Below are 22,609 nucleotides of genomic sequence, written 5' to 3'. Positions count from 1 at the left end.
CAGAACCAACCGCACCCGCATGACCTTTGTCTCCCTCGAAACCAAGTGGATCGTCGCCCTGGTGATCGCCGCGACGCCGGGGTTCGCATGGGCTCAGCCCACCGCCGCCACGGCGCCGGGGGCGCCGAAGGTCACGGGGAGCGAGCACCGGAACGACGCGCTCGAGGACGTCGACCTCCTCAGGCTGCTCGACGTCGAGGTGTCCACCGCCACGAAGACGCTGGAGACGCTCGATGACGCGCCTGCCGTCGTGACGGCGATCACGGCGGAGGAGATCCGGCGCTGGGGTTACGAGAGCGTCGGCCAGGTGCTCAGGCACGTCATCGGGTTCTATCTGATCGACGACCACATCCTGCCGAACGCCGGCGTGCAGGGCATGACGGGCGGGCTGGGGTCCGAGAGCGGCGGGATCAAGGTGATGATCGACGGGCGCTCGGTCGCGTTCCGGACCACCAGCGGCAACTGGCTCGGGACGGAGCTGATCCCGCTGTCGGCCATCAAGCAGATCGAGATCGTCCGCGGCCCGGCGTCGGCGCTCTATGGCGCGGACGCGTTCCTCGGCGTCGTCAACATCATCACCCTGTCGCCGGACGACATTCCCTTCGTCGACGCCACAGGGCACGTCGGCCTGACGAAGGGCAACCCGAGCGGCCGCCTCGACGCCGTTGGAGGGATGTTCACCGACCGCTTCGATATGATGTTGACCGCCGCGGCGACGATCGACGATCGAAGCGGCCTGGAGATGCCCAGCGAGTCTCCGGACCCCCGCGTGCCGGCGTACAACGAAGGACGCACGGTCGCCGAGAACCTCAGGCGATCGGCGGCGGTCCTCGGCTCACGCCTCGCGTTTCGCGATCCGGACCGCGGTCACCACCTCATCGTCAGCGGCTACTGGTCGGCCTTCAGGCGCGGCGGCGACTTCGCGCAATGGGCGCAGCTCACCGGCGGAACGGACAGAAACGGGCTTCCAGCCGGCACGGTGGTCAACCTGCAGCAACACCGCGTGGCGGTCGACGGGCTCCTCCAGCTGAACCGGGAGTTCGCGCTCGCGGTGCAGGGGATGTACTTCCAGGGCGGCGTCCTCCCGGGGGACCGCGTCGACGTCGCGGGCGGCTGGTATTACATCGAGCGGCGCATGTCCTACCGCGGCGTCGACGCGAACGTCGAGCTCCGGTGGGTTCCCCTGGACCGCTTCAACGTGCTCCTGAACCTGGAGTCCGTCTACGACAAGGAGGACCTCCCCTCCTTCCGTCGGGTCAGCAAGGACTCGGGGCAGACCTTTGGCTCGCCGGAGCGCGAACGGCTCTCGGCCGAGCTGGTCGACGTCGGGGCGCTGCTCAGCGCCAACCTCAAGGTGCTCGATCCATGGCTGAAGCTGACGGGCGGGGTCCGCTACGATCACCACAGCAAGTACGAGAATCAGCTGACCGGCCGGTTCGGCGCCACCTCGCACCTGGGGAAGACGGTCGTCGCCAAGCTGCTGTACGGCAGCGCCTTCAAGGCGCCGTCCCCGTATCTCCTGTACGCCGAGCCCCTCGTGCCGGGCGACGTGATCGGGAACGTCGACCTGAAGTCCCAGGTCATCCACACGGTGGACACCGAGGTGACGTGGAGGCCCGCTGCTTCGTTCTCGGCGAGCACCGGCGTCTCCTACAGCCGCCTGAACGACAAGGCAGAGTTCGTCCCGCGCGGCATCAACCAGACGGCCCAGAACGTCGCCACCCAGATGTCCGTGATCTGGGCGACGCGCGCCGAGCTGCGGCGCGGCGAGGACCTGGGCGGCTACGGGTCCTTCGAGACCGTGTACTCGACCCGGGACTCCGGCCAGGTCGGGTACCAGGCGGAGCTGGTCGGTCCGGCGATGGTCGCGTACCCGCGCTGGATCGCCCGAGCCGGCGCCTACGTGAAGCTGCCGTCGCCGAGATCCATCCCGCTGGAGCTCTCGACGCAGGGGATCCTCGTGGGCCCTCGGCGGGCCGCGGACGCGAGCATCCTCGAGAGGGGCGGCAGCTTCGACCTGCCCACGTACCTCTGGTGGAACGCCAGCCTCGTCGCGCGCAACCTGTGGGTCATCCCGGGCCACGAGACGACCGTCGCGCTGCGCGCCAAGAACATCCTCGGCGCCAGCGGGCCCGACCCTGGGTTCTCGGGCTTCGAGTACCCGCTGGCGCCGCGCGAGCTCTACCTCGAGCTACGGCACCGCTACTAGCAGCGAGGGCCCGAAGGCCGCCGTCCAGCACCGTCCAACTCTCGTCATGAGACCCCTCTTGTCGGTGCAGGGTTAACTGACACCATCATGCAACGCGGATCGCGACGATCAGCGCCGTCCCGAGCCGCTGTGCTCGACGAGATCGGCGCCTGCGTCGACCTCCTCGACTCGCCCGACGCGAGCCGGTAGCGGCGTCTCGGCTCATCGCCCCGGCGCGCCGCAGATCCGGTGGACCAGCTCGAGCAGGGGCTCGATCTGGAGCGGCTTCTTCAGGAGGCCCGCGGCGCGGAGCCGCCACGCCTCGTGCTCGGCCCGCACGTCGGCGGACACGATCACCACCGGGACCGACGAGAGCGCCGGATCGCGCTGGAGCTCGGCGCGGAGCTGCCATCCGTCCATGACCGGCATCATCAGGTCGAGCAGGATCAGCGCGGGCGGCGGGCTCGATCGCAGCAGCGCGAGCGCCTCGGCGCCGTCCGCCGCCTCCTCGACCTCGTAGCCCTCGAACAGGAGCAGCTGCGACAGGATGCTCCTGATGTCCAGATCGTCCTCGACGACCAGGATGCGGCCCGTTTTCTCGCCCATGCTCGAACCTCACCACGGGCTCGCGCCGCGCGGCGCGCTCCCCTCCGCTGATCCGCTGAACAGCCCTGCTGCTGGCCGTGATCGATCGAGCGTTCACGGGCCGGTGCCGCACCTTGGGCGCGCGCAGCCGCCCTTGCAAGCGGCCGGTCCGCCCGGTGCGCCCGTCCGCCGGGGGCGGGCGCCGCGCCTACTGCGCTGCCTCTTCCGGGTACTCGTCCGCGGCGCCGTCCTGGGCGTCCCCGCCCTCGTCGCCGGCGCCGGCGTCCGCGCCCGCGCGCCATACAGGCAGGAGCACCCGGAAGCACGCGCCGCTGCCGACCTCGCTCTCGACCGCGATCTCGCCCCGGAAGCGCGTCACGATGCCGTGGCAGATCGCGAGGCCGAGCCCCGTCCCCTCCCCGATGGGCTTCGTCGTGAAGAACGGGTCGAAGATGCGGCTCCGGAGCTCGGGCGCGATCCCGGGCCCCGTGTCGCGCACCTCGATGCGCACGCGGCCGGGCGGCGCCAGGGCGGTGGTGATCCGGATCTCGTTCTCCGACTCCTTCCCGTCCGGCAGCGCCTGCGCGGCGTTGACGAGCAGGTTCAGGATCACCTGGCCGAGCTGCGCCTCGTTCGCGTGCACGGGCGGCACCGGGCCGAGCTCCACGACGAGGCCCGCCTTGCTGCGCACCTGCTGCTGCGCCATCCGCAGGACGAGCTGGATCACGCGGTCGACCTCGACCGGGCCGAGCGCCCCGTCGTCGGCGCGCGAGAACGTCTTGAGGCCGCTCACGATGTGCCGGACCCGCGCCCCGCCCTCCGCGGCCTCGTCGAGCGCCGCGATCAGCGCGTCGACGCGCGCGGCGGCGCCCTTGGCGCGGAGCTCCTTGCGCGCGAAGTCGACGTTCGTGACCATGTACGCGAGGGGGTTGTTGATCTCGTGCGCCACCCCGGCCGCGAGCGTGCCGAGCGACGCCATGCGATCAGCGAGCTGGAGGCGCGCCTCCATCTGCCGGCGCTCGGTGACGTCGGACACGGCCCCGAGCATCCGGTACGCCTTGCCGGTCCCGTCGCGCAGGACGATGCCCCGGTCCTGGACGTCGGCGTAGCTGCCGTCCGCGAGCAGGCACCGGTACCAGAGCTCGAACGTACACCCGCCCCCCTCGATCGCGCGCCGCAGGCCGTTCATCACGCGGTCGCGGTCCTCGGGGTGGACCCGCTCGAACCACCACACCGCGTCCTCCTCGATGTCGGCGCCGCCCGTGCCGTAGAAGCTCCGCATGCGCTCGCTCCCGGTGACGCGCCCCGACGAGAGGTCCCAGTCCCAGAAGGCGTCGCTCGTCGCGCGCACGACCAGCCGCAGGCGCTCCTCGCTCGCGCGGAGCGCGCCCTCGGCGGCCTTGCACGCCGTCATGTCGAGGATGAAGCAGACGCCGCGATCCCGGGACCCCTCGAGCAGCCCGGGGGCGATGAGCACGGGCAGGCGCCGCCCGTCGCGGAGGAAGAACTCCTTCTCGAACGGCGGGCAGATGCCGTTCTTGAGGACCTCCGAGAGCGCGCGCTCGTCGGCCGCGCGGTGCTCGGGCGGCGTGAGCGCCACCCAGCTCAGGCGGCCTGCCTCGAGCTCCTCGCGCGCGCAGCCCACCATGCGGAGGAACGCGTCGTTCGCGTCGAGGATGCCGCCCGCCGCGTCCCAGACGAAGAGGCCGATCATCTCCGTGGACGCGTCGCGGAGGGAGCGCGCCGCGCGCTCGAGCAGCGCGCGCTCCGCGGGCGCGCGGTCGGCCACGTGCGCGGCCGGCCGCCGCACCCACCACACCGCCGCGTCGAGCTGGATCGCGATCGACCGGTCGTCCGCCGCCGCCACGCCCGTCGCGCCCGCCTCGAGCAGGGCGGCGGTCGCTTCCGCGCTCCCGGCGACGGCGACGACGGCCACGCGGTCGCCCCCCGGCGCCGCGCGCAGCCGCCGGCACAGCGCGAGCGCCGGCTCGAGCGGCCCGTCGGCCGGCACGACGGCCACGTCGAACGGCTGGGTCGCCAGGAGATCCAGCCCGGCCTCGATGTCCCGCGCCGGGACCGCGACGTGGCCGCGCGCCGCCGCGAGCGCCTGCGCAGCGCCCGCGGAGCCGCCTGGGAAGATCAAGATCCTGGGCTGCTGTGCTCCCGCCACCCGCGCAACATCCCGCGCGCGGCGCGCAGACGCAATACCGGCGCGGCGCTTCCCTCCGCGGTCCGGGTCACCCGACCCCGGTCCTCCGGTCGTCGAACCATTGCGAGGCGTTGGCGAACCCGGCGCGCTGCGACGACTTCTTGTAGCAGAGGAAGTACAACCTTCCGCCCTGAACGCCGCACTCCGTGCGGTCTTTCCAGCAGGCGAGGAGGTCCGGGTCCACCGCCGGGTTGCTCGAGAAGACCGTCCCCTCCTCGAGGTCCGGCACCTCGCCGGGGACCGGGCAGCGCACCGGCCCAGCGACCGGCCCAGCGGCCGGCAGGCCGGCGGCCGCCGGGACGCCCACGGTGTTCGACTCGACGCCCGTGTTGAAGAGCGCCTCGGCCACGCGGCGCACGGCGGCGGCGCGGTCCGGGCCGCACAGGGAGAGGATGTCGAGGCTGGAGCGCTCCACCTGGACGAGGATGAAGTTGCGCCCCTCGATGACGGCGAGCTCGAGCCCGCCCGCGGCGAGCTCGTGGCGGAGCAGGTCGGGCGTGTCGTCCGTGGCCGCGTGGAACGCGTGGCGCGCCCCCAGGGCCTCGTTGTGCGGGTTGAGCTCGCTCCGGAAGATCGAGTCGCACCAGTAGAACGACTCGGCCCGCGCCTGGGCGGGCACGTCGTCGAACCGCTCGACCGGCGTGAAGCCGTCCGGCGGCACGCGCGCCACGGCCGAGAGCCACGCCGCGACGCGCGCGCCGATGTCCTGCCCGAGATGTTCTTGCGCGCTCATCGCCCACCTCCCGAAGATCTGTAGGTCGCCACGATCTCCTCGACGCGGTAGCCGTCGTTCGGCGCCGAGCTGAACCAGATGAGCCCCCAGAACACGCCCAGGATCGGCTCCACGCTGTCGAACACCCCGGCGCCTCCCGCGTAGTACCTCGTCTGACCGCCGTGCGAGAACTCGAGGGCTGCCTCGTACCGGTTGAGCCCCGGGCTGAGCGTCCCGTCGGGGAGGCGCGTATGGGAGGCTGGATAGGTCCTCCCCGCCTCGACCGGACCGTCGATGAGCGCCGCGCGCCACACGCGGTCGCCCACGACCTTCGTCACGTCGAGCCCCGCCCACGGCTGCTCCTCCAGGTCGGCCGAGAGCGTCTCGCGCCCGCCGCCCACGTTGGGATCGCCCCAGACGACGACCAGGCGCGTCCGGCCCGGGATCCCGAGCTGGCGCAGCATGCCGCGGACGAGGCGGACGATCGCCTGGCACTCGCCCGTCTCCTCCGGATAATCGCTCATCGGCCAGGCGCCGCCCTCGTCGTTCAGGTACGTCGGGTGGTGGTACTGCCGGGGCACCCTGGGGCTCGGCAGGAGCGTGTAGGTCGGGAACCTGGCGAGCAGCCCGTCCACGATCGCGTGGGGATCGAGGGTGTCGAGCGGCCCGATCCAGGAGACCGCCCTGTCCATCCGCTTCAAGGTCACCCCATCTTCCTGCCAGACCTGCTGTTTGTCGGTCTGGGGCCTGCCCATCGTGACATAGACGATGTTCGAAGTGTGCGCGGGCGACACCCTGGCTCGAACCGCGGACCAATCCAGGGTGAGGCGGATCTTCTGGATCTTCCTCTCGACCTTCCGCGACGAGGCGAGATCGAGCGGCGCGCCGCCGCGCGCGAGGCGCCGGCTCTCGAAGGTCATCCCCCCGGGCCCGACGCCGCGGATCCCGGCCGGCGCCGCGCCGGGGGCGCCGCCGCTCGACTCCAGCCCGAGCCGGATCACGAGGTTCCTGCCCATCGAGACCGACACGGGGACCGCGTGCTCCGGCGTCCACTCGGGCTGGGGGCACAGGTCCCCCCCGCTCCTCCAGCCGGTCTCCCCTTTGCAGGCCCTCAGGAGACCATGATCGGACCGGAACTCGATGGAATGCAGCGCGATGGACAGCGCCGCGTCGGGCGCAGGCTCGGGCTGCGGGCTCTCCGTGGTCGGATCCGCCATATCGACCTTCCTCGCTCGCGGCGCTCATGGACTCAACACTTGCCGGGCCACGCGCCGACTCACGGGGATCGTAATGGCGCGGTCGGCCGGGCCAAGTCAGGAGTCGACGCAGGGGCCGAAGGCGCTCTGCTGGAGGGCCCCTCGGCGGCGGCCCGCGGGCGCGCCGGATGACGCGCCGGGTGGCGCGGCGAGATCGACGCGGGCTTGCGCGAGCTGGCGCGGGCCACGACCCGGGTTCCTGTCGCCGCGGGACCGGGCTAGATTGCGCGCATGCCCAACAGCCTGTTCATCGTGCACGTCCACGTGCATGTCAAACCCGAGCTCGCCGACGCCTTCCGCCAGGCGACGATCGAGAACGCGCGCGAGAGCGTCAAGGAGCCCGGGATCGCCCGGTTCGACGTCGTCCAGGACATCGAGGATCCCGCGCGCTTCGTGCTCGTCGAGGTCTACAGGACCAGGGAGGCGCCGGCCGCGCACAAGGAAACGGCGCATTACAAGAGGTGGCGGGACACCGTCGCGGACATGATGGCCGAGCCGCGGACCAGCCGGAAATACGTCAATGTCTTTCCCGACGACGCGGGGTATTGACGTGGCCTCTCAGGTCCACGCGCCCGCCCACGTTCCCGCCCAGGCGCTCGCCTTCGAGTTCGCCACCGCGACGCGCATCGTCTTCGGCGCGGGCAAGCTCGCCGAGGTGCCCGCGGCCGTGCGCGGCCTCGGCGGGACGCGGGCGCTCGTCGTCACCGGGCAGCGCTCCGGCCGCGCCGCGCCGCTGCTCGCCGCGCTCGCGGCGGCGAAGATCGGCGCCGTCACCTTCGCCGTCGCGGGCGAGCCCACCGTGGAGCTCGCCCGCGAGGGCACGGCCACGGCCGCGGCCGAGGGGTGCGACGTCGTCGTGGCCATGGGCGGCGGCAGCGCGATCGACGCCGGCAAGGCGATCGCCGCGCTGCTCGCGAACGGCGGCGACCCGCTCGACTACCTCGAGGTCGTCGGCCGCGGCCAGGCGCTCTCCCGGCCGGCCGCGCCGTTCGTCGCGATCCCCACGACCGCGGGCACCGGCTCGGAGGTGACGCGCAACGCGGTGCTCGCCTCGAAGGAGGCCCGCGTGAAGGCGAGCCTCCGCAGCCCGCTCATGTTGCCGCGCCTCGCGGTGGTCGACCCGGACCTGCTCGCGGGCGCGCCGCCGGAGGTGCTCGCCTCGAGCGGGCTCGACGCGCTCTCGCAGCTCATCGAGCCGCTCCTGTCGAGCCGCGGCAACCCGCTCACCGACGGCCTCGCGCGCGAGGGCATCCGCCGCTCCGCGCGCTCGCTCCGCCGCGCCGTGCTCGACGGCCCCGACGCGCCGGCGCGGGACGACCTCGCCGTGGCCAGCCTGCTCGGCGGCCTCTGCCTGGCGAACGCCGGCCTCGGCGCGGTCCACGGCTTCGCCGCGCCGGTCGGGGGCATGTTCGACGCGCCCCACGGCGCCGTGTGCGCCGCGCTCCTGCCGGCCGTCCTCGAGGTCAACCTGCGGGCCCTGCGCGCCCGCAGCCCCGCTCACCCCGCGCTGCCGCGCTTCGACGAGATCGCGGCGCTCGTCACCGGCCGCCCCGGCGCCGGCGCCGCGGAGGGGATCGCCTGGGTCCGCGAGCTCTGCCGGGATCTCGCGGTCCCGGGGCTACGGCGCTACGGCATGAGCGAGGCGGACCTCCCGGCGGTGGTCGAGAAGGCCAAGGCCGCGAGCAGCATGAAGGCGAACCCGCTGCCGCTCACCGACGAGGAGCTGACCGAGATCGCGGCGGCGTCCTTGTGATCGCGGCGCCGGTGGTATGATTCCGCGGTGGCGAGCCCCTACCGCACGAGACCGCCCTCCCCACCTGCCCGGTCGACCGACGAGCGACGGCTCGGCGCGGCCACCCTCGCGTTCGGACTGATCTGCGGCGTGATGGGTCTTTCGCTCGCCGAGGAGGGTCGGGCAGAGTGCGCGCTGCTCGCGGGCCTCGGCGGCTTCGCCGCGCTCCTCCACCGCGAGGGCGCCCGCTAGCCATCACCCACCCCCGACGACCGGAGCTCGATGAAGAACGATCCCGCCCCGAACCCCACCCTCGACGCCATGCTCGCCGCCCAGCGCATCGCGTTCGCGCCCGTCATGTTCCAGGTGGCGCGGGTCATGCGGAACCGCGGCGTCCTCAAGGCGCTCCAGCGCGCCGGCAGGAGCGGCAGGACGGCGGCGGAGGTGGCGCAGGACACGGGCCTGTCCGCCTACGCGACCAAGACCCTGCTGGAGGCGAGCCTGAGCTTCGGCCTCGTGGAGGCCGCCGGCGCTCGTGGAGAGCGTTACACGATCACGCGGGTCGGGCTCATCGTCGAGAATGACCGGATGACCCGCATCAACATGGATTTCATCCATGACGTTTGCTACGAGGGCATGCGCTTCCTCGACGAGGCGATCGAGGACGGCAAGCCGGCGGGACTGAAGGTCTTCGGCGAGTGGCCGACGGTCTACGAGGCGCTCCCCGCGCTGCCGCCGCGGGTGAGGGAGAGCTGGTTCGCCTTCGATCACCTCTACTCCGACTCCGCGTTCCCGGAGGCGCTGCCCATCGTGTTCGAGCGGAGGCCGAGGACGCTCCTCGACATCGGCGGCAACACCGGCCGGTGGGCGATCCAGTGCTGCACGCACGACCCCGACGTGCGGGTCACCGTGCTGGACCTGCCGGGCCAGCTCGAGGACGCCCGCGCCAACGTGGAGCGGCACGGCCTGCTCGGCCGGGTCATGGGCACGCCCATCGACTTCCTGGATCACGGCCAGGCGTTCCCGACAGGCTTCGACGCCATCTGGATGAGCCAGTTCCTCGTGTGCTTCTCCGAGGCGGACATCGTCCAGATCCTCCGGCGGGCCCGCGCCGCCATGGGGGACGAGGCGGTGCTCTGGATCCTCGACACCTTCTGGGATCGGCAGACCAACGAGGTGGCGGTCCACTGTCTGCACGGCTCTTCCCTGTATTTCACGTGCCTCGCGAACGGGAACAGCCGCATGTACAGCGCCGCCGACATCAAGCGCTGCATCGATGAGGCGGGGCTCACCGTCGACGCGGAGATCGACCACCTCGGGCTCGCCCACACGCTGCTGCGCTGCCGCAGGCGCGACGCGCCCGCCGGCGCGGGGAAGAGCGCGTAGCAGCCTGGACGATCCGGCCCCGGGGCGAGCGGCGGCGCGCGGCGGCGAGCGGCGGTGCGCGGCGACACGACGGCTGAGGCGGCCCGCGGCGCGCTCGAGCGGCTTTCGCCTGCGGTCCTCGCGTAGCATAGTGGGGACCCCTGACGGCGCGCCGCGCCACGGGCCCACAAGGAGAAACCGTCGTGTCCCACCCTCCGCTCACCCAGCTCTCCGACGAGGAGCGCCTCTTCCGCGACTCGGTGCTTGATTTCGCCCGGAAGCGCATCGCCCCGCGCGCGGCGGCGATGGACGAACAGGGCGCGCTCGACCGCGATCTGCTCCCGCCGCTGTTCGATCTCGGCCTGATGGGCATCGAGATCCCGGAGGCCTACGGCGGCTCCGGCGCGAGCTTCTTCAACGCGATCCTCGCGATCGAGGCGCTCGCCGTGGTCGACCCGAGCGTCAGCGTGCTCGTCGACGTGCAGAACACCCTCGTGGCCAATGCGCTCCTGCGCTGGGGCACCGACGCGCAGAAGGAGAGGTACCTCCCGCGGATGAGCCGGGAGTGGGTCGGCTCGTACGCGCTGAGCGAGGCGGGCTCTGGCTCGGACGCCTTCGCGCTCGCGGCGCGGGCCGAGCGCAAGGGCGACCGCTGGGTGCTGAACGGCCGCAAGCTCTGGATCACGAACGCGAACGAGAGCTCGCTCTTCCTCGTGTTCGCGAGCGTCGACCCCTCGAAGGGCTACAAGGGCATCACGGCGTTCGTCGTCGAGCGTTCTTCCCCCGGGTTCTCGGTGGGCAAGAAGGAGAACAAGCTCGGGATCCGCGCCTCGAGCACGTGCGAGCTCGTCCTGGAGGACTGCGAGATCCCGGAGGGCAACGTGCTCGGCGAGGTCGGCAAGGGCTACAAGATCGCCATCGAGACGCTGAACGAGGGCCGGATCGGCATCGGCGCACAGATGCTCGGGCTCGCCGCCGGGGCGTTCGAGCACGCGATGCGCTACATGGGCGAGCGGAAGCAGTTCGGGCAGTCGATCGCGAGCTTCCAGGGCGTGCAGTTCCAGTATGCGCGCGTGGCGATGGAGATCGAGGCCGCGCGCCTCCTCGTCTACAACGCCGCGCGGCTCAAGGACGCGGGTCAGCCGTTCGTGAAGGAGGCCGCGATGGCGAAGCTCTTCGCTTCCGAGGTGGCCGAGCGGGCGGCCTCGCTCAGCATCGAGTTCATGGGCGGCGTCGGCTTCACCAGGGACTATCCGGTCGAGAAGCTCTACCGCGACGCGAAGATCGGCAAGATCTACGAGGGGACGTCGAACATGCAGCTCTCCACGATCGCGAAGCTCCTCCAGGCGGAGTACGGCGCGAAGGGGTGAGCGGGGGTATGCTCCTCATCTCGGGGTGCGCCTTTTGGCGCGTCCCGGGAAGTCCCGGGAAGTCCCGGGAAGTCCCGGGGAGGAGGACAGGGCGTGCAACGGAAGGAGGTTGCCATGAGCTGGCATGATCGTATCGTGACGGATCCGGTGGTCTGCCACGGCAAGGCGTGCATCCGAGGGACGAGGGTCATGGTCTCCGTCGTGTTGGACAACCTGGCCGCGGGTCTTTCGCCGGACGAGGTCGTGAGCAGCTATCCCTCGCTCACGCTGGACGACGTACGCGCGGCCGTCGCGTATGCCGCAGAGCTGGCGAGGGAGCGCATCCTCGACCTGCCAGCAGCATCGTGACGAGATGAGGCTCAAGATCGACGAGAACCTCCCGGAAGAGGTGGCCGAGCTGATGCGTCAGGCGGGGCACGACGCGTCGACGGTGCTGGCGCAGGGCCTCGGCGGACACCCCGACCCGGACATCGCCAGGGTGTGCGCCGCGGAGGGAAGAGCGCTCCTGACCCTGGACGTCGATTTCGCCAATCGTGCGCCGGTACTCCCCTTCGAGCTACGAGGGACTGATCGTCATGCGCCTGGCCCGCCAGGACAAGCCGCATGTCCTCGCGGTCGTCAGGCGCGTGCTCGCGCTGCTGGAGCGCGAGCAGGTCGAACGACGCCTGTGGATCGTCGAGGAAGAGCGGGTACGCGTTCGCGAGTAGGTGCCCAGCTCTCGCCCGTGCATCGACCCGCCCCCCACGGCTGAGGGCCGATGGACGTGCTCGATCCCGCAGCTGCCGAGCGAGGGCCTCGCATCACGGTATCTGCCGCTTGATGTTCGTGAGCCAGCGGAGCGTGGACATCTGCTGGGGCAGGATCACGTCCCGGACCAGGACGTGCGACTCGACGTCGAGCTCCTCGAGGTCGTTCCGGTAGTCCTTGAGGCCGTGGTCCTCGCCCTCCGCGAGCACCGAGAGCGCCGTCCTGTCGCCGAGCGCCACCGCGGTCCGCTCGATCACCTTCGCGAGCGCGCCCCACGGCCCGGAGCTCTCCGGCGGGTCGCCTCCGAGCTCCTCGATCCGGCGGCGCAGCATCTTCACCCGCGCCTCGTGCGACGCCAGGTTGAGCCGGAGGTGCTGAGCCACCCAGCCGTCGCGCGCGGCGGCGATGGCCTGGCGGTACGTCTCGACCGCGGACATCTCACCCCGGCAGAACGACTTGAGCTGCTCGATCGAGTCGTCGTCGATCAGGCCGTCCAGGCCCACGCTCTCGTCTGCGAATGCGACCTGTTCCATGGGTACTCTCCTGAGGTGTCTGGTGAACGCCGATTGCCTCTCCTCCCTACCTCCCGAGCACCAGCCTCCGCGCCGACCGTCCTCGCAAGAACCGTGAGCGAGACCGCCAACCTTCGGTCTCGCAGCGGCGAGGGCGCGACCATTTTGCCTCAGGGGTACAACTTCGCCTCATGCCGAGTCAGTCTCGGCTGATTTCTTTGAATGATATTCAAATCGCGTTCCAGCACATGCCCGGCTGGCACACCGGGAGCGAGCTCATCTCTTGATAATTGAAAAGAGATCCGCTGGAGCGACGCGCATCACAGCGCGGCGAAGACGCGCGCGCCCTTGCTCGTGCCGCAGGACTCGCCGCTGCCGACGCCGCGTAGCAGCGCGTTCAGCGCCGCTGCATCCGAGTCGTCGCGGGCCACGACGCCGATGAGCATCGCCCCCTCCTTGAGGCGACGCTCGACCTCCGGCGCGCGCTGCTCCGGGATCCCCGCGTCGACGAGCACGCTGCTCAGGCTGCCTGTCGCGCTCGCCGAGCTGCCGTCCGCGAGCTGCACCGCGATGGGGCCAGCCACCGTGAGCCGCAGCCCGGGGACCACGAGGCCCGCGCAAGCCCCGGCGAGGATCGAGCTGAGCGCCTGGCCGTGAATGGCCGCCCCCTGCACGCGCGACCGCGTGAAGTGCTGGCGGCGGGCTGCCTCGCTCACGATGACACAGATGTCCCGACGCGAATGCCCGCTGTCCAGGAGCCGCCGGATGGCGTCCTCTGCCTCCACACGTGTCCGCACCATCTCGGTGATCAACCTCTGGGTCGCCATGCAGATCTCCTTGGCTTGGGGTTCGCGCCGCCTGTCGGAATCCCGCAGAACACGAAGCGTACCGGGCGCATCTTTGCGCCAAGTTACCGGAATCATTCGTGAACCGGCGACTGCCACGGTCGCGTCCGGGGCACAACGCCACACGCCATGCGCGCGCTGTGACGCTGGGACACGACGATCTCTGCGGGGGTCGGGCGGCCGCGGTTGGGCGCGCCAGCGGGGCGCCAACGCGCGGCCGCGGTTGGGCCGCCAGCGGGGCGCCAGCGCGCAGCCGCGCCGTCGGCGGGCGGCCGCGGCGGCGCCTCGGGCTGGAGACGGCTCAGGCTGCGGCGCGCCGCTCCTTGGCGGGGCGCCTCGCGCTCTTGCCTTTGCCAGGGCGCCTCGCGCTCTTGCCGGCTCGCTCCGCCCTTGCCGCGCGCACGCTGGCGCGGAGCTGGGTCGCGAGCGGCACCGCGTCGCGCTCGCTGAAGCCACGGACGATCCGGAGCATCTTGGCCTCCTCGGGCCGGAGCGCCGCGAGCGCCTCGTCCGTGACGGCGTGCTCCGCCTCCAGCAGCGTCTGCAAGGCGCCCTCTGTGTAGGCGCGGATCACCGAGGGGTGGACATAACAGCGCTGGCAGACAGCGCGCGTGTTGCCGAGCCGCGCGGACACCATGTCGATCACCTGCGCCACGCACTTCTTCATCTGGCGGGCCGAGGTGGCGACCTCCATCTCGCAGAAGAACGACGCGCACAGCACCGTACCGGTCCAGGTGCGGAAGTCCTTCGCCGTGAACTCCTGGCCTGCGATCGCGCGCAGGTACTCGTTCACGTCGTCGGAGTGGATCCGCTGCCGCTGGCCGTCGCCGTCGATGTACTGGAACAGCTCGTGACCGGGCACGTCCTGACAGCGCTTCACGACGCGCGCGAGCCGCCGGTCGCGCACCGTCAGCTCGTGCTCCTTGCCGCTCTTGCCCCGGAAGTGGAACCTGATGCGGTCCCCCTGGATCTCGACGTGCTCGTCGTGGAGCGTGGTCAGACCGTACGAGTCGTTGTCGCGCGCGTACTCGTCGTTCCCGATGCGGATCGAGGTCTCGTCGAGCAGGCGCACCGCGGTCGCCAGCACCTTCTCGCGCGGCAGGCCGGGCAGCGCCAGATCGCGCTCGGTCGCCGCGCGGATCGCCGGGAGCGCCGAGCCGAACGCGAGCATGCGGTCGTACTTCGTCTCGTCGCGCACCTCGCGCCAGCGCGGGTGATACCTGTACTGCTTCCTGCCGCGCGCGTCGCGGCCGGTGGCCTGGATGTGCCCGCGCTCGCTCTGGCAGATCCACACCTCGGTCCACGCGGGCGGGATCGCGAGGCGGCGGACGCGCGCGAGCGTCTCCTCGTCCTTGATGAGCCGCCCCTCGGCGTCGAGGTACTTGAAGCTCTTGCCCGCCTTGCGCCGGGAGATGCCCGGCTCGCCGTCGTTGACGTAGCGCAGGCCGGCCGATTTCGCCGACTCGACCGGCGACGGGGTGAGCGGCGCGGCCGCGGCGACCGACCCGGCCTCGCGGGCCAGCGCGACGGTCTCGGCGGTCTCGACGGCCAGGCTGACGCGGTGCCGGCGGACGGCGCCGCCCGGCGCGGCGCGACGCTCGCGGCGCGGAGAGCTCCGCGCGCGACGCTTGGATCGGGGGGTTGTGGCGCTGGCAGTCTGCATGGGGTCACCAGCTCAGACCGCGCCCTCCACGACCGGGGCGCTCCGGGAGCGCTCGCGGTGCACCTCGCCGATGAACCGCCGGACCTCGGCGTCGATCGCCGCGATCGCCATCCGCTTGAACAGGCGCAGCGGCAAGGGCACGTCGATCTCGAGGTCGACGGTCCGCGGCCGGAGATCGAGCCGCCCCGCGAGCTTGAAGCCCTTGACGCAGAAGCCGAGCTCCGCGCTCCGCTCGCTGCTCCAGAGCATGGAGGGAGAGTACTCCGCGTACCTGTCGCAGTACTGCGCCAGCGCCCTCAGGACGGCCTTCTTCGCTTCTTCGTCGTTCAGGTCGTGATGGACCGTGTGCTTCATGGTGACCTCGGTTTCATGCTGGAAAATCGGGTCCAGCGGGAGCTGACGTGCGACAGACTCGGCAGCGCAGCGGTCGCCAGCGTTAGCAAGCGGGGTGCCCGCCGGGCCCGGCGCTGGCGGAGGCCCGGCGGCGCGCTCCCTTCCCGGGAGATCCCCGGGGAATCGCCCGTCCTGCGCGCCCCGCGCCTGGCGACGTTCGCCACGATCGAGGCAGATCGCTACGGCGAGCCCTGAGCCCGCCTCCGGCGCTGCGGGCCAGCTCGACGGCACGGCGCGTGCGATCCGGAAGCTCATGCAGGCAGCTGGAGCGCTGAAGTCGCCGTCTGGCCTCAGGGAACGGCTCGAGGAGCGGGTCGGGCCGCGGGTGACCAGAGCGTTGAAGGTGCTGTTGCTCGCGCCGATCGCGCTGTGGCTCGGCTACGTCGTGATCGTCAACGTCATGCTGAGCACGAAGCTCATGGCGCGGCTCATCAGCTACAACCCCACCGACGCGTCGCTCTATTACGGGTCGGCCTGGAGCCTCTGGCCCGGCGTCGTGCACGTCGAGGAGCTCCGGCTCAGCGGGTCCGACAGCCTCCTGCAGTGGGCGGTGGAGCTCGACGAGGCGGACGTGGACATCCACCTCACCGATCTCCTCCGCAAGAAGTTCTACGCGGAGGACGTCCGCGCCGAGGGCTTCGTGTTCCGGATGCGGCTGCTGGTGGATCCGACGAGCGAGCGCGATCTGGCCGCGCCGCACATCATGGCGCTGCCCCCCATCCCCAATTTCGCGAACCCTCCGCTCAAGCCGGAGCTGCCGCCGAGGAGGGATCTCGAGACCTCGGACGAGGGCTACAACCTCTGGACGGTGCACCTCGAGGGCGTGGACACCACGCTCAAGGAGGTCTGGATCCAGCAGTACCGGTACGCGGGCGGCGGCCGCGTCCGCGGAGGGTTCTATTACAAGCCGCTCCGCGCCGTCCGCGTCGGGCCGCTCGCGCTCGAGCTCCGGTCGGGCGAGGTGCACCTCGCCGACCACGTCGTCGCGCGGGTCGACGGCGACGCCGACGTGACGATGAACACGTTCGACCCGCGGGAGGTCGACGGGCTCGACATCTTCGACACGACGTGGGCGCGCGTGCGCCTCGACGCGCAGCTCCCGGGGCTCGACTTCCTCCCCTTCCTCACGGGCCCGGACGCCGAGCCGCGGCTGGAGGACGGCAGCGGAGAGCTCCGCACGAACCTCGTCGTGAACCGGGGGAAGGTCGAGCCGGGCAGCTCCGCCTCCTACGCGACGAGCCACCTCGTGGCCTCCGCCTCGTCGCTCCGCGCGACGGTCGACACGAGCCTGGACCTGCGCGTCGGCGAGCGCGGCGAGGCCCGCCTCGAGGTGCGCTTGCCCCGCGCGACGCTCGAGCGCCCCGGCAAGGGGCTGCCGCCCATCGTGGTGGAGCGGGCGAGCGCCGTCCTCGACGCGCCGGAGCTCCACCTCATGCGTTTCCCGCCGGGGTTCTCGTCGAAGGTGGATGTCGTCGCCGCGGCCGTCCCCGACCTGCGCTGGCTCAACCAGGACGACGCCGCCAAGGACGCGCCGAGGTTCACCGGCGGCGCCGCGTTCCTGCGGAGCAGCCTCGAGCTCGATCCGCTCGGGCGCGGCTCGGGCTCGCTGAGCCTCCTCATGAAGCACGGGGCCCTCCGGTGGAAGGAGACGACCGTGAAGGGCGACGCGGAGGCGCGCTTCGCGCTCGAGGCGGCAGACCTCATGAGCTCGACGGCCAGCCTCGGGAAGAGCCGTATCGAGATCAAGGACCTCGCGGTCGAGCACAAGGGCGAGACGTGGCCGGACTGGTGGGCGCGCGTCGACATCGACGAGGCGAAGGTGGGGCGCGGGCTCATGGAGGCGGCGGTGCGGATCGAGTGCAAGGACGCGCAGCCGGCCGTGAAGCTGCTCGACGCCGAGGACGCCATCCCCGGGTGGGCCGCGGGGCTCCTCACGATGGAAGGGCTCAAGGCCTCCGCGACGGTCCGCCGCACGGCGAGCGACGTCGATTTCAGGCTGCTGGAGGCGCAGGGCGGCAGCCTCGCGATCCGCGGGCGGCTCACGAAGTCCGGCGAGCAGGACCCGCTCGGCGCGTTCCTCGTGAGGAGCGGCTTGCTGTCGGTGGGGATCGACCTCGATCGGGACGGCGCCGGCGTGCACCCGCTCGTGGGCGACGACTGGGTGAACGAGAAGATCGCCGCGCTGGGCAAGTGAGCCGGCGCCTCCCCGGCGGCGGTCCGCCGGCAGAACCCCCTCCGGTCGAGCTCCGCCGCGCGCTACCCTCGCCGGATGCAGCGCACCATCGAGGTCCGCCCGGCGCGGCCGACCGACGCTGACCGGGAGGCCGTGGCGCGCCTCAACGCCGCGGTCCCGCGCGAGGAGCGGCACGACTTCGAGCCGCGCTCGCCGGACGCGCTGAGGGAGCTCGACGAGCTGCTCGCGCGGCGCGGCCACGTCCTCCGCCGCCACGTCGCCGAGGTCGCCGAGACGGGCGAGATCGTGGCGTACGCCCACGGCTTCCACGTCGCCTGGGACCATCACCCCGCGCGGTTCTGGTGCTCGGCGCGGTGCGACCCCGGCCACCGCCGCCGCGGCATCGGCGCCCGGCTCTTCGCGGCGCTGGAGCGCGACCTCGAGCGCCTGGGCGCCCGGGAGCTCCGCGCCATGGCGCGCGAGACGCAGCCGGAGATGGTGGCGCTCGCGGCGCGGCTCGGCTTCCGCGAGCTCTTCCGGAGCTGGGATTTCGAGCTCGACCTCGCAGGGCGGCGCGCGGACCGCCTGGCCGAGCGCCCGCCGCCCCCGGGCATCGCGATCGCGCCGCTGTCCGAGGAGCGGGCGCGCCGGCCCGGGTGGCTGGGGGAGCTGCACGCGCTCTACCTCGCCGTGAACCGGGAGGTGCCGCTGCCGAACCATGTCGACCCCGAGCTCTCCGCGGAGGAGTTCGCGGCGTACCTGGAGCGGTCGCCGACGTCGCTGCCCGAGGCGTGCTTCGTCGCGAAGGACGGCGACAGGGTTGTCGGGCTCTGCATCCTGCACCGGAGCGAGGAAGACCCCGCGCGCCTCGACCACCTGTTCACAGGGGTCGAGCCGGCGAGCCGCGGGCGCGGCGTCGCGAGGGCGCTCAAGCTGGCGACGATCGACTTCGCGCGGCGCCAGGGCCACGCGCGGATCGCGACGGCGGTCGAGTCGAACAACCCGGGGATGCTCGCCTTGAACGAGGAGCTGGGGTTCGAGCGGCGCGGGGGCCTCGTCGTGCTCGAACGGCAGATGAAGTGGAATCTTGCAGGGTGACAGCGTTGCCCGCGCGGAGCTGGCCAGTTAGCTCACCATTTTCAAACGAAAAACTTCATCGCAACTGATATATCGAGTCTGCGAGCAAAGTCCTGTTTCTGCCCTGGACGCATCGTGAGACCATGGTCTTCGAGGTGAGGGATATGCAACAGACATCCAGCGTGGCGCGTCTCGTCGATCATCTGGAGCTCGGGCTATTCGGCGCCAACAGCACGGGCACATCGATGTCCAAGGTGCTCGGTCGGTGGCACCCGACCTGGGAGAACAACCGTGATCTCGTGCTCGCGGCCGAGGCGGCGGGCCTGGACTTCCACATCCCCCTGGCGCGATGGAAGGGGCACGGCGGCGAGTCCGACCCGCTGGGCGTCGCCTTCGATCCGATCGTGTGGACGGCCAGCCTCCTCGCGATCACGCGGAGGATCAAGCTGTTCACCACCGTGCACACGCCCTTCACGCACCCGCTCGTCGCGGCGAAGCACCTGGCCACGATGGACCAGATGGGCGAGGGGCGCGTCGGTCTGAACATCGTGAGCGGCTGGCACCGCGAAGAGGCCGACATGTTCGGCATCCCGCAGCGCGAGCACGATGAGCGCTACGAGTTCACGAAGGAGTGGCTCGACGTGATGCTCAAGCTCTGGACCCAGGACAGGCCGTTCAACCACGAGGGCAGGTTCTTCAACCTGCGCGGCGTGATCGCGGAGCCGAAGCCGCGAGGCGGCAAGGTCACGCTGATGAGCGCGGGCGCGTCGCGCGCGGGCCGGAGCTTCGCGATCGGCCGGTGCGATCTGCTGTTCTCCATCCTCACCTCGCTGGAGGCGTGCCGGGACGAGGTGGCGAAGGTGAAGGAGGACGCCCGGGGCGTGGACCGCCGCGTGGACGTCTACACCGGGGCGTTCATCGTCTGCCGTCCGACCCGCAAGGAGGCCGAGGCGTACCACGAGCACGTCTCGCGCGAGATGGCCGACGAGCCCGCGATCGACAACGCCATGCGGCAGCTCGGGGTGAACTGCCACTCATTCACCCCGGAGTTCTATGCCGCGTTCCGGGGCCGGTTCGCCAGCGGGTACGGGCACTATCCGATCGTCGGCGACCCGAGCGACGTCGCCGAGGAGCTCCGGCGCGTCCGCGACACGGGCGTCCGCGGCCTGGCGCTCAGCTTCATCGACTTCGCTGGCGAGCTCCCGTATTTCAGGGACGAGGTGTTGCCCCGCCTGGTCGAGATGGGCGTGCGCCGGGCCGGCTGAGCCCCGCCCGAGCCGCCCTTGACGCGCGGGGCTCGCGACCGGCGCTCACTCCGCGCAGCGCGTCGCGTCGCTCGTGTCGGGCTGGAAGCAAGCGACGCGCTCGCCGCTCCCTTCTTCGCCGCAGTCCTGGTAGTAGTCCGCCACGTAGCCGTAGCTGTCGTCGAAATCGACGCGGGTGAGCTCGCAGTCCCCGCCCTCGCGCTCTGCCCGGCCGAACAGGGCTTCCACGGGATCCGCTTGCTCGGGCGCCTCAGCGAACGTCCAGTCGCCGGCGCTCGGGGTCCTGGTCCCGCTGCGCGCGGTGGCAACGACGGTGTCTCCGGAGACCGCGGCGAGCGTACAGCCCCCCTCGAAGCCGGTGCCGCAGATCGAGATGACATATTCCTGTGGCCGATCGGCGCGCCACTTCGCGCGGTTTTCATCGAAATCGGGACTGCCGCAGCCAGCGAGCAACCAACACCCCATCACCGTGACGCCCAGTGTTCTCATGCCTGCTGAGCTAGCAACGCACATGCCAGCGCGTAAACCAGAGGGGCTGGCGTGGGCGAAGGAGGTCCCCCCCTGACGCTCCGATCATGGCCGGCGGCCCGCGCGCGCCCCTCGTGACGTCTCGCATCGAGGCATAGGCGAGTATGCCTATGCCTCGATCCTGAGGACTTGGGTACGAAGTCGTTGCGGTCACCTGCAGGGGTGATGCGAACGAAACCACTGCGATCAGCAAACCACGCCGGTCCAGCCGGACCCCTGCGTCGGCTACGGCGGCGTCGAGCCGCATGTCTGCGGGAGAATATCATGCAAGTGATCGTCGTGGGCGCCGGGATCGGCGGCCTGGCCGCGGCCCTGGCGCTGCACGCCTCGGGCCACGAGGTGACGGTGTTCGAGGCCGCGCCCACCATCCTGCCGCTCGGGGTCGGCATCAACCTCCTGCCCCACGCCGCCGAGGTGCTGGACGAGCTGGGCCTGGTCGAGGTCCTGCTGGCCCAGGGGGTGGCGACCCGCGAGCTGGTCTATTTCAACCGCTTCGGCCAGCGCATCTGGGGCGAGCCGCGCGGCCGCTTCGCGGGTCACGCCGCGCCGCAGATCTCGCTGCACCGCGGCGCCCTGCAGGGCGTGCTGTTCGACGCCGCCGTCGAGCGGCTGGGCGCCGGCCGGGTGGTCTGCGACCGGCGCCTCTCGGACCACGAGGAGGGCGAAGGCCGCATCGTGGCGCGCTTCCTCGACCGCGAGGGCGCGGCGTGGAAGGTCGCCGCCGACCTCCTGATCTGCGCCGACGGCATCCATTCGGCGGCGCGCGCCCGCCTCTATCCGCGCGAGGGGCCGCCGGTCTATGGCGGCCGCATCCTGTGGCGGGCGACCACGCAGGCGGCGCCCTTCCTCACCGGCGCCAGCATGATCATGGCCGGGCACCAGGACCAGAAGTTCGTCGCCTATCCCATTTCCCCGCCGGGGCCGGACGGCCGCCAGCGGATCAACTGGATCGCCGAGCTCACCGTCGCCGAGAGCCTGCGGCGCGAGGACTGGAACCGGCGGGGCGATCCCGCCGACTTCCTGCCCAGGTTCGAGGACTGGCGCTTCGGCTGGCTGGATGTGCCCGGCCTGATCCGGGGCGCCGAGGCGATCTACGAGTTCCCGCTGGTCGACCGCGATCCCCTGCCGCGCTGGAGCCACGGGCGCATGACGCTGCTGGGCGACGCCGCCCATGCCATGTACCCGATCGGCTCCAACGGGGCGAGCCAGGCCATCCTGGACGCCCGCGCCCTGGTCCGCGCGCTCGCCGCCCACGCCGACCCGGTGGAAGCGCTGGCCGCCTACGAGGCCGCGCGCCTGCCCGCCACGGCCGCCATCGTGGCGGCCAATCGCGGCAACGGTCCGGAGCAGTGCATGCAGATCGCCCAGGAACGCGCGCCCGACGGCTTCGACCGGATCGAGGACGTCTTCGCCCCCGGCGAGCTGGAGGCCATCGCCGCCCGCTACAAGGTGCTGACCGGCCTGAGGCGCGCCTCGGAGCAGGTCGCGTGAGCCCGCCCCTCTTCCCCCTGATGACGCTCGAGGTGGCGGTGGCCCCGCCGGTCACCGTCAATCCAAGCTCGCCCGGCCGTCGCTTCATCCCCATCGTCGGCGGCACGGTGGCCGGCGGCCTCGAGGGTCGGGTGCTGCCGGGCGGCGACTGGCAGACGATCTGGGCCGACGGGCGGATGGACATCTCCGCCCACTACATCCTCGACATCGCCGGCCATGGGACGGTGGAGATCCTCTCCGAGGGTGTCCGCTCCGGGCCGCCGGAGGTGCTGGCGGCGCTCGGGCGCGGCGAGGCCGTGGACCCCGGACTCTACTATTTTCGCACCGCCATCCGCATGCGCACCTCGGCGCCAGGGCTTCTGCGGCTGAACGCCGTGCTGGCCCTGTCCGTGGGCGAGCGGCTGGCCGACCGGGTGCGGCTCACGGTTTACGAGATCGGCTAGGAGGCAACGCATGAGCACACAGACGAGGGCGTCGAGACGCCGGGGCGACGCTGGC

Annotated in this window: 22 protein-coding genes and 1 pseudogene; 14 read left to right on the top strand and 9 right to left on the bottom strand. The window is 71.6% G+C overall.

Annotated elements, in window-relative coordinates; translation table 11 throughout:
* The first annotated feature begins 19 nt into the window (after positions 1-19).
* On the top strand, positions 20-2,209 hold the full coding sequence (locus tag WME85_RS09200) for a TonB-dependent receptor plug domain-containing protein (protein WP_437837151.1): 2,190 nt from the start codon (positions 20-22) through the stop codon (positions 2,207-2,209).
* A 201-nt stretch (positions 2,210-2,410) separates the two neighbouring features.
* Here WME85_RS09200 and WME85_RS09195 read toward each other — a convergent pair whose 3' ends face one another.
* The 4 genes from WME85_RS09195 to WME85_RS09180 all read right to left on the bottom strand — a co-directional run bounded on the left by WME85_RS09195 (position 2,411) and on the right by WME85_RS09180 (position 6,911).
* Complete coding sequence (locus WME85_RS09195; protein WP_437837149.1) at positions 2,411-2,794, bottom strand: response regulator; 384 nt, start codon at positions 2,792-2,794, stop codon at positions 2,411-2,413.
* A 187-nt stretch (positions 2,795-2,981) separates the two neighbouring features.
* On the bottom strand, positions 2,982-4,943 hold the full coding sequence (locus WME85_RS09190; RefSeq protein WP_437837148.1) for a PAS domain-containing sensor histidine kinase: 1,962 nt from the start codon (positions 4,941-4,943) through the stop codon (positions 2,982-2,984).
* Between the two features lie 67 nt (positions 4,944-5,010).
* Entirely contained in the window at positions 5,011-5,715 is a 705-nt protein-coding gene (locus WME85_RS09185) for a hypothetical protein (RefSeq protein WP_437837146.1), read from the bottom strand.
* Positions 5,712-6,911: a hypothetical protein gene (locus WME85_RS09180; protein ID WP_437837144.1), complete on the bottom strand. Its 1,200-nt coding sequence runs from the start codon at positions 6,909-6,911 to the stop codon at positions 5,712-5,714. Before WME85_RS09180 ends, WME85_RS09185 begins: the two co-directional genes overlap by 4 nt.
* A 270-nt stretch (positions 6,912-7,181) precedes the next feature.
* Between WME85_RS09180 and WME85_RS09175 the strand changes: the two genes are divergently transcribed.
* From WME85_RS09175 to WME85_RS09140, 8 genes and pseudogenes are all read left to right on the top strand, one after another.
* Positions 7,182-7,499, top strand: a complete 318-nt coding sequence (locus tag WME85_RS09175) for a putative quinol monooxygenase (RefSeq protein ID WP_436625957.1) — start codon at positions 7,182-7,184, stop codon at positions 7,497-7,499.
* Between the two features lies 1 nt (position 7,500).
* A complete protein-coding gene (locus tag WME85_RS09170; RefSeq protein WP_437837142.1) occupies positions 7,501-8,703 on the top strand; it encodes an iron-containing alcohol dehydrogenase in 1,203 nt (400 codons plus the stop codon).
* Between the two features lie 27 nt (positions 8,704-8,730).
* Positions 8,731-8,934, top strand: coding sequence for a hypothetical protein (locus WME85_RS09165; RefSeq protein ID WP_437308733.1), 204 nt, complete (start codon positions 8,731-8,733; stop codon positions 8,932-8,934).
* 30 nt (positions 8,935-8,964) lie between these two features.
* Entirely contained in the window at positions 8,965-10,068 is a 1,104-nt protein-coding gene (locus WME85_RS09160; RefSeq protein ID WP_437837140.1) for a class I SAM-dependent methyltransferase, read from the top strand.
* A gap of 182 nt (positions 10,069-10,250) precedes the next feature.
* The gene (locus WME85_RS09155) at positions 10,251-11,417 is read left to right on the top strand and encodes an acyl-CoA dehydrogenase (RefSeq protein ID WP_437757649.1); all 1,167 of its coding nucleotides are present in this window, start codon (positions 10,251-10,253) and stop codon (positions 11,415-11,417) included.
* Positions 11,418-11,531: 114 nt separating this feature from the next.
* Positions 11,532-11,765 carry a DUF433 domain-containing protein gene (locus tag WME85_RS09150; RefSeq protein ID WP_437837138.1) on the top strand — a complete coding sequence of 78 codons (234 nt, stop codon included), beginning with the start codon at positions 11,532-11,534 and terminating at the stop codon, positions 11,763-11,765.
* Positions 11,713-11,943 (top strand): annotated as a pseudogene (locus WME85_RS09145) (DUF5615 family PIN-like protein); the annotation flags it as partial. The gene WME85_RS09150 and the pseudogene WME85_RS09145, both read left to right, overlap by 53 nt.
* Before the next feature lie 49 nt (positions 11,944-11,992).
* Entirely contained in the window at positions 11,993-12,124 is a 132-nt protein-coding gene (locus tag WME85_RS09140) for a hypothetical protein (protein ID WP_437842649.1), read from the top strand.
* 93 nt (positions 12,125-12,217) lie between these two features.
* Here the strand turns inward: WME85_RS09140 and WME85_RS09135 are convergent, their stop codons facing one another.
* The 4 genes from WME85_RS09135 to WME85_RS09120 all read right to left on the bottom strand — a co-directional run bounded on the left by WME85_RS09135 (position 12,218) and on the right by WME85_RS09120 (position 15,538).
* Positions 12,218-12,697 carry a DUF2383 domain-containing protein gene (locus tag WME85_RS09135; RefSeq protein ID WP_437837136.1) on the bottom strand — a complete coding sequence of 160 codons (480 nt, stop codon included), beginning with the start codon at positions 12,695-12,697 and terminating at the stop codon, positions 12,218-12,220.
* A 299-nt stretch (positions 12,698-12,996) separates the two neighbouring features.
* The gene (locus tag WME85_RS09130; protein WP_437837134.1) at positions 12,997-13,503 is read right to left on the bottom strand and encodes a hypothetical protein; all 507 of its coding nucleotides are present in this window, start codon (positions 13,501-13,503) and stop codon (positions 12,997-12,999) included.
* Positions 13,504-13,822: 319 nt separating this feature from the next.
* Complete coding sequence (locus WME85_RS09125) at positions 13,823-15,184, bottom strand: DNA topoisomerase IB (protein ID WP_437837132.1); 1,362 nt, start codon at positions 15,182-15,184, stop codon at positions 13,823-13,825.
* A 12-nt stretch (positions 15,185-15,196) separates the two neighbouring features.
* Positions 15,197-15,538 carry a polyhydroxyalkanoic acid system family protein gene (locus WME85_RS09120; RefSeq protein ID WP_437308726.1) on the bottom strand — a complete coding sequence of 114 codons (342 nt, stop codon included), beginning with the start codon at positions 15,536-15,538 and terminating at the stop codon, positions 15,197-15,199.
* Positions 15,539-15,830: 292 nt separating this feature from the next.
* Here WME85_RS09120 and WME85_RS09115 point away from each other — a divergent pair, with 292 nt between their 5' ends.
* From WME85_RS09115 to WME85_RS09105, 3 genes are all read left to right on the top strand, one after another.
* Positions 15,831-17,771, top strand: coding sequence for a hypothetical protein (locus WME85_RS09115; protein ID WP_437837130.1), 1,941 nt, complete (start codon positions 15,831-15,833; stop codon positions 17,769-17,771).
* A 75-nt stretch (positions 17,772-17,846) separates the two neighbouring features.
* A complete protein-coding gene (locus WME85_RS09110) occupies positions 17,847-18,848 on the top strand; it encodes an N-acetyltransferase family protein (RefSeq protein WP_437837128.1) in 1,002 nt (333 codons plus the stop codon).
* Between the two features lie 143 nt (positions 18,849-18,991).
* Entirely contained in the window at positions 18,992-20,092 is a 1,101-nt protein-coding gene (locus WME85_RS09105) for an LLM class flavin-dependent oxidoreductase (RefSeq protein WP_437837126.1), read from the top strand.
* 45 nt (positions 20,093-20,137) lie between these two features.
* Here WME85_RS09105 and WME85_RS09100 read toward each other — a convergent pair whose 3' ends face one another.
* On the bottom strand, positions 20,138-20,581 hold the full coding sequence (locus tag WME85_RS09100; protein WP_437837124.1) for a hypothetical protein: 444 nt from the start codon (positions 20,579-20,581) through the stop codon (positions 20,138-20,140).
* A gap of 303 nt (positions 20,582-20,884) precedes the next feature.
* On the opposite strand from WME85_RS09100, the gene WME85_RS09095 reads away from it, so the two are divergent.
* Entirely contained in the window at positions 20,885-22,111 is a 1,227-nt protein-coding gene (locus WME85_RS09095; RefSeq protein WP_437837122.1) for a flavin-dependent oxidoreductase, read from the top strand.
* Positions 22,108-22,554, top strand: coding sequence for a DUF3237 family protein (locus WME85_RS09090; protein WP_437837120.1), 447 nt, complete (start codon positions 22,108-22,110; stop codon positions 22,552-22,554). The genes WME85_RS09095 and WME85_RS09090 overlap by 4 nt, the downstream gene beginning before the upstream one ends.
* Positions 22,555-22,609 lie beyond the last annotated feature (55 nt).

The sequence above is a fragment of the Sorangium sp. So ce1153 genome, assembly GCF_051521595.1.
GTDB lineage: Bacteria > Myxococcota_A > Polyangia > Polyangiales > Polyangiaceae > Sorangium.
This window is presented reverse-complemented; position numbering and strand designations above follow the sequence as displayed.

Excerpts from the sequence above, each read along its gene's own strand:
- WME85_RS09105 (WP_437837126.1), top strand. The coding sequence starts at position 18,992 with ATGCAACAGACATCCAGCGTGGCGCGTCTCGTCGATCATCTGGAGCTC.
- WME85_RS09095 (WP_437837122.1), top strand. The coding sequence starts at position 20,885 with ATGCAAGTGATCGTCGTGGGCGCCGGGATCGGCGGCCTGGCCGCGGCC.
- WME85_RS09140 (WP_437842649.1), top strand. The coding sequence starts at position 11,993 with ATGCGCCTGGCCCGCCAGGACAAGCCGCATGTCCTCGCGGTCGTCAGG.
- WME85_RS09130 (WP_437837134.1), bottom strand. The coding sequence starts at position 13,503 with ATGGCGACCCAGAGGTTGATCACCGAGATGGTGCGGACACGTGTGGAG.
- WME85_RS09100 (WP_437837124.1), bottom strand. The coding sequence starts at position 20,581 with ATGAGAACACTGGGCGTCACGGTGATGGGGTGTTGGTTGCTCGCTGGC.
- WME85_RS09180 (WP_437837144.1), bottom strand. The coding sequence starts at position 6,911 with ATGGCGGATCCGACCACGGAGAGCCCGCAGCCCGAGCCTGCGCCCGAC.
- WME85_RS09110 (WP_437837128.1), top strand. The coding sequence starts at position 17,847 with ATGCAGCGCACCATCGAGGTCCGCCCGGCGCGGCCGACCGACGCTGAC.
- WME85_RS09115 (WP_437837130.1), top strand. The coding sequence starts at position 15,831 with ATGCAGGCAGCTGGAGCGCTGAAGTCGCCGTCTGGCCTCAGGGAACGG.
- WME85_RS09185 (WP_437837146.1), bottom strand. The coding sequence starts at position 5,715 with ATGAGCGCGCAAGAACATCTCGGGCAGGACATCGGCGCGCGCGTCGCG.
- WME85_RS09175 (WP_436625957.1), top strand. The coding sequence starts at position 7,182 with ATGCCCAACAGCCTGTTCATCGTGCACGTCCACGTGCATGTCAAACCC.
- WME85_RS09125 (WP_437837132.1), bottom strand. The coding sequence starts at position 15,184 with ATGCAGACTGCCAGCGCCACAACCCCCCGATCCAAGCGTCGCGCGCGG.
- WME85_RS09150 (WP_437837138.1), top strand. The coding sequence starts at position 11,532 with ATGAGCTGGCATGATCGTATCGTGACGGATCCGGTGGTCTGCCACGGC.
- WME85_RS09160 (WP_437837140.1), top strand. The coding sequence starts at position 8,965 with ATGAAGAACGATCCCGCCCCGAACCCCACCCTCGACGCCATGCTCGCC.
- WME85_RS09135 (WP_437837136.1), bottom strand. The coding sequence starts at position 12,697 with ATGGAACAGGTCGCATTCGCAGACGAGAGCGTGGGCCTGGACGGCCTG.
- WME85_RS09195 (WP_437837149.1), bottom strand. The coding sequence starts at position 2,794 with ATGGGCGAGAAAACGGGCCGCATCCTGGTCGTCGAGGACGATCTGGAC.
- WME85_RS09120 (WP_437308726.1), bottom strand. The coding sequence starts at position 15,538 with ATGAAGCACACGGTCCATCACGACCTGAACGACGAAGAAGCGAAGAAG.
- WME85_RS09200 (WP_437837151.1), top strand. The coding sequence starts at position 20 with ATGACCTTTGTCTCCCTCGAAACCAAGTGGATCGTCGCCCTGGTGATC.